Genomic DNA, 617 nt, shown 5'->3' with positions numbered 1-617 from the left:
CCCGCGCCAACGGTACGGCCACCTTCGCGGATTGCGAAGCGCAGACCTTCGTCCATTGCGATTGGGTGAATCAGGGTAACAACCATTTTGATGTTGTCGCCTGGCATAACCATTTCAACGCCTTCTGGCAGCTCTACTGAACCGGTCACGTCTGTGGTACGGAAGTAGAACTGTGGACGGTAGCCCTTGAAGAACGGAGTATGGCGGCCACCTTCGTCTTTAGACAGAACGTAAACTTCTGACTCGAACTTGGTGTGTGGCTTGATTGAGCCTGGCTTCGCCAGAACCTGACCACGCTGGATGTCTTCACGCTTGATACCGCGCAGCAGAACACCACAGTTTTCGCCTGCCTGACCCTGGTCCAGCAGTTTGCGGAACATTTCAACACCGGTACAGGTTGATTTCGCGGTATCTTTGATACCAACGATTTCAACTTCGTCGCCGACTTTAACGATACCGCGCTCTACACGACCGGTTACAACAGTACCACGGCCAGAGATTGAGAATACGTCTTCGATTGGCAGCAGGAATGGCATATCGATTGCACGTACTGGATCCGGGATGTAGTTATCCAGGTGACCAGCCAGCTCAACGATCTTCTCTTCCCACTCTGGGTT

The 617-nt window shown here is 52.8% G+C and carries 1 protein-coding gene; it reads right to left on the bottom strand.

Annotated elements, in window-relative coordinates:
• The coding region (locus ACPXSQ_RS22990) for an EF-Tu/IF-2/RF-3 family GTPase (RefSeq protein WP_246871891.1) at nt 1-617 on the bottom strand (617 nt) is incomplete at both ends.

This window comes from Pantoea sp. EEL5 (assembly GCF_049892805.1).
GTDB classification, from domain to species: domain Bacteria; phylum Pseudomonadota; class Gammaproteobacteria; order Enterobacterales; family Enterobacteriaceae; genus Pantoea; species Pantoea ananatis.
Note: the sequence above shows the minus strand (reverse complement) of the source record. Positions and strands in the feature narration are given on the sequence as shown.